Source organism: candidate division WOR-3 bacterium, from assembly GCA_039801365.1.
Lineage (GTDB): Bacteria > Hydrothermota > Tepidihabitantia > Tepidihabitantales > Tepidihabitantaceae > JBDRUN01.
Genome location: JBDRUN010000009.1, coordinates 1 through 8,728, shown reverse-complemented (window position 1 = coordinate 8,728; position 8,728 = coordinate 1). Strand labels below are relative to the sequence as shown.

The following is an 8,728-nucleotide window of genomic DNA, read 5'->3' as shown; positions in this document are numbered from 1 at the left end:
TGCCGGTAGATTTCGCGCAGTCGGCGTTTGAGGCGGTTGCGGTCCGCGGCGGAGTCGGTTCCGCGGCCCAAGAGAAATGCAAGTCGGCGAATCGGCCTGTGCACTGGACGGTTGGGGACAGAGGATGCTGTGGGTTCGCTAGTTGCGGCCGCCGGTGCGTAGCAGAGACAGAGCACCTGGCCGAATACCCTTCGGCCTATGTCCTGCACCCGACTGATGTCCTGGTGACGCCGCAAGGTTTCTGCGCGCTTCAGGGTCGGCCTCGCTCATACCGTCAAGCGTTTTCGGCCTTTGGCACGACGTCGTCTCAACACGAGCCGACCGCCGTGAGTTCTTCGCCGGGCGCGGAACCCGTGAGTACGTTTGCGGCAGACATTGGATGGTTGATATGTTCTCTTGGGCATTGGTGCTCCTTGAGCCGATTATAGGATGCGAGGCCAATGAAGTCAAGCCCATGTCCCACGCGGGCGAGCTTGGCCGCGCAACGGCCGCAGCGGACCGGAACAAGGGCGTGCTAGTGACCCTTGTCAGTCAGGAACTGGTCGAGGTTGAATAGCGCGGTGTTCACAGCATGGACGCGCAGCATCAGTTCGTCACCTTCTTCTGGTGCGGCCCTGGCTGCGGCAAGGGCGGAATGGACTTTTGCCGCCAGCTCCTCGACTTGCTTCAGGTCCTCGACGCTGGGCCCCGTGCTGCGGTACTCAGCCAGCCGTTGTTCCAGCCTTGCGAATGAGCTGGTTAGGCTGCTGAGCATCTCCTGTTTCGCACTCCGAGTCGGAGGCGGAGTCGGCGGCTGCGACTCGGGGCGGGTCGTAGTTGTGAGCGGGAGCTGCAGCCCGGTGCCAGCTACCTTCGGTGGGGACTTGGACGGACGCGGGCAGCCTGCAAGCAGCACGACGGTTGAACATAGAATCACGCATGACGCGGTATGACGCATTGGTTGGTTCTTCATTGTTGTTTGTATATACTCGGCGCTACGGTGGTGTCAAGTGATCATCCGTAACGTCAGGTGTAGTGTCTTTTTGACTGAGTTATCAGACCGACTATAATCCGCATGTGCGGTCGTCCACCTCAGTCGGGCCAGCCGATAATTTGGTGCGGCTGCTATTGCGGCGCGTGAACTGCCTAGTAGACGAAGTGTGCCGGCAGTACAACTCCCGGCGGATCAGTCTGATGGAGGTGTGCGGCACACACACGATGGTCATCTCCCGCTCGGGGATTAGAAGAGCGGTGGACCGGCGTCTTGAGCTTCGGTCCGGGCCCGGCTGCCCGGTATGTGTGACCTCGCAGGAGGAAATTGATGCCGCGATTGCGCTTGCGCGGTGTCCAGGTGTTACAGTCGCGACTTTTGGCGATATGATGCGGGTACCGGGTGCAGCGGGGTCTCTGGAACAGGCCCGGGTGGCGGGTGCGGATGTTCGAGTCGTGTACTCGGCCCTGGACGCCGTTGGCTTGGCGGCAAGTGAACGCGTGCGGCAGTTTGTATTCCTCGGGGTTGGATTCGAGACAACCGCACCTACTGTTGCGGCCGCAGTGCTGGCAGCGGGTAAGCGCAGACTTACCAACTTTTCGGTTCTGCCGATGTTCAAGCTTATACCCCCCGCGCTGGCGCGCATTGCCGGTGCCAGCCGGGTGAACATTGACGGTTTCATCCTGCCTGGGCACGTGTCAACGGTCTTGGGTGCGAAGCCCTACCAGTTTCTGGCTCAGCAGTACTGCAAGCCCTGCTGCATCACCGGATTTGAAGTACTTGACGTGGTGCAGGGTATCCTGATGCTGTTGGAACAGTTGGCAAAGCAGGAACCGCAGGTGGTGATCCAGTATCGGCGTACGGTGAGGCCGGACGGGAACAGGCAGGCCCAGCGGTTGATGAGCCGAGTGTTTGAACCGGTGGACGCCGTCTGGCGTGGAATTGGGCCGATTCCGGACTCGGGACTGGCATTCAGGCCAAAGTTCCGTGGGTTTGACAGTCGGATAAAGTTGGGACTGACGGGAACGGCAAGGCCGATTGGACGAACGAAGCGAAGCAGGGTGGCATGTCGTTGCGGTGAGGTGATGCTGGGTGTGATTATGCCGCCAGAGTGCAGACTGTTTGGCAAAGCCTGCACGCCAGAGAAGCCGGTCGGCCCATGTATGGTCTCGTCTGAAGGCGCGTGTGCCGCATACTACAAGTATGAGCAATAGGACGTACGGATTCCATAAAGCCAGTTCCAGATTCGGCTGGCAGCCACCGTTTGTAACGGGTGAAATTTGGGACGAGCGGGTTGTGCTCGGCCATGGTGCCGGCGGCAGGAAGATGCACCGGCTGATTCGGCAGGTGTTCCTAAGGCATTTTGGCGGTCGAACACTTAAGAGGCTTGAAGACGCGGCCGTGTTTCGGTCGCCTGGTCGGCGCCTTGGTTTGTCTACTGACTCCTACGTGGTGCAGCCTCTGTTCTTTCCAGGCGGTGACATTGGCAAGCTTGCAGTTTGCGGCACCGTGAACGACCTGGCGGTAATGGGGGCGATTCCGATGCAACTGTCGGTCGGATTTATTCTTCGCGAAGGGCTGAAGATTGAGACGCTGGAGCGGATATGCTCTTCAATTGGCAGAATGGCGCGGACAGTTGGTCTCGAGGTAGTGACCGGGGATACCAAGGTTATTGAGCGTGGTACCGATGAAGGTATCTATGTCAATACGACCGGGGTTGGTTCGGTTCCGAAGGACCTGAGACTGGGACCTGAGTTGATAAGACCTGGTGACCGTTTGCTGATCAACGGTCCGATTGGTGAGCACGAAGCTGCGGTTGCCTTGGCGCGAGGCTCCTATCGGTTCAAGGGCAGAATTGCCAGTGATTGTGCGCCATTGCACCGACTGACGGTCCGTCTTCTGCGGGCTGGAGGGGTGAGGATGATGCGGGACCCGACCCGCGGCGGACTCGCGACAACCTGCAATGAACTTGCGGATGCGTGTGGTCTCGGGTTCATCCTAGATGAGGACGCCATTCCGGTCAGCCGCAGCGTGCGTGCAGTTGCCGACCTTCTGGGTATTGAGCCGCTTTACATGGCAAATGAGGGCAAGGTCCTGGTTGTTTGTGCAGCCAAGAGTGCGACGAAACTAGTCCACGAGATTCACCGGGACGCAAAGGGCCGGAACGGTCGGGTGATAGGTGAAGTTGTCAGCGAGCCGCAGGGTGTATGGCTGCGAACCAGGGTTGGTTCGCTTCGGCGGTTGATAATGCTGGAGGCTGAGCAGCTACCGAGGATATGTTGAGGGAATAGACCAATGAGTGACCTAGAGCCGATGGAAGAGCGTGGGTACGAAGTCCGGGGAAATTTCCTGCCGCCTGAGAATGCAGCACAATCGGAGATGATTCCAGACATGCGGGAGATCGGACAGTACATGCAGGCAGAATGGGTCAGAGGTAATACGATCGGCGGCAGAATACCCGAGCCGGTTAGCGAGAATCTTGTAGGGCTGAAAAGGCTGTTTGACGAGTACGGTCTGGTGGCATACTTCGCACGCCTTGAGGACAAGCACGTGATTACCTACGGCCCGCGGCCCAGACTCGCCCCGCCGAAGCGTTGGGTAAATCTTGTTCTTCTGCTGGCAACGATACTGTCAACGTTGCTAGTCGGCTCGCTGCAGATGGGGCACAATCCGTTCCGCAATCCGCTGGAACTTGTGTTCGGCGTGCCTTTCTCGCTGAGCATAATCCTGATACTTGGCAGTCACGAACTGGCGCACTACCTTACCGCGCGGCGGCTCGGGGTTGATGCGACATTGCCCTATTTTCTGCCGGTTCCTCATCCGATGACCGGAACAATGGGGGCTTTCATCCGGATGCGTTCAGCAGTTCCGAGCAAGGGAGCGCTGGTACGGGTGGGTGTAGCCGGGCCCCTGGTTGGCTTTCTTGCGGCCTTGCCGGTTACGATTGTCGGCCTCTCGCAGTCTCAAGTAGTGAGTGTGGGTGACGCGAGTCGTGGCATCCAGCTCGGCACGCCGCTGGTCTTCGGTCTTCTATCCAGGCTGTGGTTCGGCGAGCTCGGGCCGGGCAAGGACATTGTCCTACACCCGGTGGCATTCGCCGGCTGGCTGGGATTCTTCGTCACGGCACTGAACCTTCTGCCGGCTGGACAGCTTGACGGCGGACACATTGCCTATGCGGTGTTCGGCCGGTTCAGGGAACTTGCCAACTGGGCCGTAATCGGGTTGCTTGTACTTGCAGGCTACTTCTGGCTCGGCTGGCCGTTCTGGGCGGTCATGATATCGTTATTCGGACTCAAGCATCCGCCGCCTTTGGATGACATCACTCCACTATCCCGGACAGAGAAACTGCTGGCCCTGGCTGCGTTGGGGGTACTGGTTCTGTGTTTCACACCTGCGCCGTTCGGTCAGGCAAGATTCTAGGGTGAAACAGGGCAAGTAGGGCGTATCCGGCTTATGGTGAACTTTGAGAAGGCCAGACAGTTGATGGTCGAAGAACAGATAAGGGCGCGTGGTGTCAGGGACAAGCAGGTGCTCGAGGCAATGCTCGTAGTGGAGCGACATCTCTTTGTTCCCGAGGCGATGTGGCATCAGGCGTACGAGGACCATCCACTCCCGATTGGGCACGGACAGACTATTTCCCAGCCCTACATGGTTGCCGTGATGACCGAGGCTTTGTCGGTCGGACCAGAACACCGGGTACTTGAAATCGGTACCGGGTCGGGGTATCAGACTGCGGTGCTAGCCAGACTGGCAGGGGAAGTCTATACTGTTGAGATTGTGCGGGAACTGTCGCTTGCCGCGCGCATGGTGCTGCAACGACTGGGATATCGGAACATAAGGTTCAGAATCGGCGATGGTAACCTTGGCTGGCCTGAGTTTGCGCCGTTCGACCGGATTTTGGTTACCGCGGCTGCGGAGACCATGCCTCAGGTCCTTGCTGATCAACTGGCGGACCGGGGAAGAATCGTTGTACCTGTTGGCCCGCCGGGAATGCAGACTCTGACCCTTGGTGTGAAACATGGTAAGCGGATGGTCCAACGTGGACTAATGAGCTGCGTTTTCGTACCTTTTGTTCGTCAAGAGCAGGCCGGCCAGGCGTAGTGGGTTGACTCTTGCGGGTTTTGCCTTATGATTGGCGGGCAGGCAGTGAAAACGAGAGGAGGAGACCGTAGGACGTCAGAAGAACCTGTCCTTCTGCTGTTTTCCTTACTCTCTTGTCTCTTTCTCGAAACCCGGGGCGTAGCGCAGTTGGTTTAGCGCGCTTGGTTCGGGACCAAGAGGTCGCTGGTTCAAATCCAGTCGCCCCGATTAGTATTCAGCATCCAGGTCCGGGTCAGAAAGGACGCGCTGGTGTACCCAAACGATGTCCAAGTTCACACACTGATAAGTGAAGAACAACTTCGGCAGAAGGTTGTTGAGCTCGGTTGTCGGATTTCCTCAGACTACGCCGGACGCGAGCTTATCGTCGTCGGGATACTCAAGGGGTCGTGGATATTCCTTGCCGACCTTGTTCGTCAGCTTACCGTACCAGTGTTCATTGACTTCATGACGGTGTCAAGCTACGGGGCAAGTACTAGGACGTCGGGAGTGGTGAAGACAGTAATGGACCTGAAGTGCCCGCTGGAACAGCGCCACGTCCTTGTGGTCGAAGACATCTTAGACAGCGGTCTGACCTTGAAGTATATCCTCAAGAACCTGACGTTGCGCAATCCGGCTAGCCTGAAGTTGTGCGTACTTCTAGACAAGCCAGCCCGACGCAGAGCCGATATCAAGGCCGATTACGTGGGATTTGTGATTCCAGACCATTTTGTGGTCGGGTATGGAGCTGACTATGCAGAAAGGTTCCGCAATCTTCCGTATGTCGGTTACATTGAGAAGGGGGCAGGGGATTCGAAGGCGAAGACTGAGGAAAGGATCGAGGAAACAGGATGACTAGGAGAAGAAGTTTGGAAGAGAAGCGGTTGCGGCTGCTTGTTGCGGTTGCCAGAGGCGACGAGCCAGCAGACCTGGTGCTCGCCGGCGGAAGCGTGATAGACGTGTTCACCGGTGAGGTGCGCCGGGCCGACGTAGCAGTCAAAGATGGTCTTGTGGCCGGTGTGGGCGTGGGCTACGAGAAGGGGCCGGTGATTGACTTGAAGGGCATGTACGTTGCGCCGGGCTTCATTGACGCACACATCCACATCGAGAGTTCGATGTTACCGGTACACGAGTTTTGCCGACTGTGCCTTGCCCGCGGCACGACTGCGGTCGTCGCGGACCCCCACGAGATTGCAAATGTGCTCGGGGTCAGCGGCGTAAAGTATCTCCTGAGGGCGACCGCCCGATTGCCAATGGATGTTTTCCTAACTGTTCCCTCCTGCGTCCCTTCAACCGGTCTGGAGACGTCGGGCGCTCGACTGACCGGTCAGGACATCAGCCGGTTGCTTGCTCTGGACCGGGTCGTTGGTCTGGCTGAGGTTATGAATTACCCAGGAGTGATCTTTGGTGATGAACAGATGCTGGCTAAGGTCGCGACGGCCCGCCGGGCTGGTCGGGTGGTGGATGGTCATGCGCCGGCTGTGGTCGAACGCTGGCTTCAGGCGTACGCTGCGGCCGGAATCGGATCAGACCACGAGTGCGTTGGTCGGGACGAGGCGAGGGAGAAGCTTCGGGCTGGCCTGCGGTTGTTTGTGCGTGAAGGCTCGGCCGCGAAGAACCTGGCCGGGCTTGCCGGTGTGGTAAATGACTTTAACCTGAGGCGATGCTGTCTTGTAACCGATGATAAGCATCCTGAGGAGCTATTGCGCGATGGACACCTTGATGCTACGCTGCGCAGAGCGGTGATGCAGGGGCTGAGTCCAGTTGCTGCAATCCAGATGGTAACGTTGAACCCGGCTGAGTACTTTGGGCTCGAGCGTCGCGGTGCGGTTGCTCCAGGGTGGCAGGCGGACCTGGTTGTGCTTGAGGACCTCACAAGGTTCAAAGCACGGTGGGTGTTCAAGGCTGGCCGGCCAGTGGCAAGAGATGGTCAAGTGCTTGCGAAGCTTGCGCCGGTCAAGGACGCCGTGGTCATGAACACGGTACGGCTTGCACCTTTGTCGCTCAGGTCGTTCGCCATCAAGGCACAGGGCGATATGTGCCGGGTGATAAGAGTGGTTCCAGACCAGATAGTCACTGAGCAACGTATGGTTAAGCCTAGGGTTGTGAACGGACTCGTCGAGGCTGACCCAGAACGGGACATTCTGAAGTTGGCTGTGATTGAGCGTCACAAAGCGAGCGGTCGCATCGGGCTGGGACTGGTTTCCGGATTCGGTCTGAAGCAAGGTGCTCTTGGGACGACCGTGGCGCACGACTCGCACAACATCATTATTGTCGGGACAAACGACCAGGATATGCTTGTTGTAGCGCGCGAACTCAAGAAAATGGGCGGGGGCATTGCGGCTGTGGCACGGGGCAAAGTCAGGGCACGACTGCCGTTACCGATTGCGGGCTTGATGTCGGATGACTCGGCTGACCGGGTATCTGCACAACTGGCTGAGCTTCTGGACAAAGCACACGTTTGGGGATCACGACTGGAAAATCCCTTCGTCACCCTGTCGTTTCTCGCGCTGCCTGTGATTCCTGAGCTGAAGCTTACCGACCATGGGTTAGTTGATGTTGCCAAGTTCAAGATCGTCCGCTTATTCCAATAGGGTAGAACACTTGGCACGGGTCTGGGTCGGGGTCATTGGTGCTGGCGAGTGCGACGACGGCCTGGCTGAGCTTGCCGAGCAAGTCGGTCGTTACATTGCCAGAGCCGGCGCAGTGCTTGTGTGCGGTGGGATGGGTGGGGTGATGGAGGCGGCGTGCCGCGGGGGCAAGGCTGAAGGCGGATTGACAGTCGGCATTCTACCTGGGTCAAGTAGGGAAGAGGCGAATCCTTACGTTGACGTGCCGATTGCTACCGGTCTGACTGAGGCCAGGAATCTGGTGATAATCAAGACCGCGGACGTACTGATAGCCGTGGGTGGTTCCTATGGTACGCTTTCAGAGATAGGGTTTGCACTCAAGGCAGGCAAGCGCGTGGTCGGGCTGCATACTTGGGACATTCCCGGGATTGAAAGGGCAGATACCCCAGCACAAGCAGTAACACTTGCACTGGGTCACTAACATCCTAGAAACATTAGCGGGGAGGGATTTGCCCTCCCCGCTTACTGCTTTGTACGGTTAGCGGACGTGCACGAGCTTTGCGGTCCGGGTATTGCCGTTGAGTTCGACGTGCAGGAAGTAGATGCCCTTGGCAAGCCCTGCGGTCTGAATCGGGAGACGATGATTTCCGGCCTCGAGGCGTCCGGCAAAGACTGTGCCGCACAGGCGGCCTGAGCCGTCATACACTAGTGCCTTCACGTCGGATGCCCGAGCCAGGCTCAGGTTCAGCGCACCATCGCGGCCGAGAAATGTTGGCAGGCTTGTTCTGGATTCGCGTCCCGGGGTCCGGCCTTCGGCAACGCCGGTCCAGTTCCAGCCGTCGAACCAGATTTGTCTCTCCGCATACTCGCGATAGGCAACATACCCGCCGCCCCCACCCAACTTGCTTGAGAAGTCGCAATTCGCACCAAACTCTCCAGTAATCCGATGATCATTTGGTGTCGCTCGGTCTTCCCAAGTGGTGGGAGAGGTCCGCCGCGAAAAGGCATAGAACAGGGTATCCCAGCTGGTAGTTGGCTCGTTGCTCGTGACTACGGCCCGGAACAGCGACGTTGATCCAGAGTAGGAGTAGCGGATGTACGGGTAGCGGAA

10 protein-coding genes and 1 tRNA gene are annotated in these 8,728 nt (G+C 58.3%); 8 read left to right on the top strand and 3 right to left on the bottom strand.

Annotation, left to right across the window (positions count from 1 at the left end):
* Window positions 1-266: 266 nt before the first annotated feature.
* The gene (gene rpmH / locus ABIL25_02495) at window positions 267-404 is read right to left on the bottom strand and encodes a 50S ribosomal protein L34 (protein MEO0081146.1); all 138 of its coding nucleotides are present in this window, start codon (window positions 402-404) and stop codon (window positions 267-269) included.
* Window positions 405-514: 110 nt separating this feature from the next.
* Window positions 515-952, bottom strand: a complete 438-nt coding sequence (locus ABIL25_02490) for a hypothetical protein (GenBank protein MEO0081145.1) — start codon at window positions 950-952, stop codon at window positions 515-517.
* A gap of 104 nt (window positions 953-1,056) precedes the next feature.
* Between ABIL25_02490 and hypD the strand changes: the two genes are divergently transcribed.
* The 8 genes from hypD to ABIL25_02450 all read left to right on the top strand — a co-directional run bounded on the left by hypD (window position 1,057) and on the right by ABIL25_02450 (window position 8,098).
* A complete protein-coding gene (gene hypD / locus ABIL25_02485) occupies window positions 1,057-2,184 on the top strand; it encodes a hydrogenase formation protein HypD (GenBank protein MEO0081144.1) in 1,128 nt (375 codons plus the stop codon).
* Complete coding sequence (gene hypE / locus ABIL25_02480; GenBank protein MEO0081143.1) at window positions 2,174-3,253, top strand: hydrogenase expression/formation protein HypE; 1,080 nt, start codon at window positions 2,174-2,176, stop codon at window positions 3,251-3,253. Before hypD ends, hypE begins: the two co-directional genes overlap by 11 nt.
* Before the next feature lie 12 nt (window positions 3,254-3,265).
* Entirely contained in the window at window positions 3,266-4,390 is a 1,125-nt protein-coding gene (locus ABIL25_02475; GenBank protein MEO0081142.1) for a site-2 protease family protein, read from the top strand.
* A 33-nt stretch (window positions 4,391-4,423) separates the two neighbouring features.
* Window positions 4,424-5,071 (top strand): protein-L-isoaspartate(D-aspartate) O-methyltransferase, encoded by a 648-nt coding sequence (locus ABIL25_02470; GenBank protein ID MEO0081141.1) that lies wholly within the window; start codon window positions 4,424-4,426, stop codon window positions 5,069-5,071.
* A 132-nt stretch (window positions 5,072-5,203) separates the two neighbouring features.
* Window positions 5,204-5,278: transfer RNA gene (locus ABIL25_02465), tRNA-Pro, on the top strand.
* A 42-nt stretch (window positions 5,279-5,320) separates the two neighbouring features.
* Window positions 5,321-5,902 (top strand): hypoxanthine phosphoribosyltransferase, encoded by a 582-nt coding sequence (hpt, locus tag ABIL25_02460; protein ID MEO0081140.1) that lies wholly within the window; start codon window positions 5,321-5,323, stop codon window positions 5,900-5,902.
* A complete protein-coding gene (ade, locus tag ABIL25_02455; protein MEO0081139.1) occupies window positions 5,899-7,641 on the top strand; it encodes an adenine deaminase in 1,743 nt (580 codons plus the stop codon). The genes hpt and ade overlap by 4 nt, the downstream gene beginning before the upstream one ends.
* A 10-nt stretch (window positions 7,642-7,651) precedes the next feature.
* Window positions 7,652-8,098, top strand: a complete 447-nt coding sequence (locus tag ABIL25_02450) for a TIGR00725 family protein (GenBank protein MEO0081138.1) — start codon at window positions 7,652-7,654, stop codon at window positions 8,096-8,098.
* A 57-nt stretch (window positions 8,099-8,155) separates the two neighbouring features.
* On the opposite strand, the gene ABIL25_02445 is transcribed toward ABIL25_02450, so the two are convergent.
* Window positions 8,156-8,728: hypothetical protein (locus ABIL25_02445; protein MEO0081137.1), on the bottom strand; the 573-nt coding region annotated here is incomplete at its 5' end.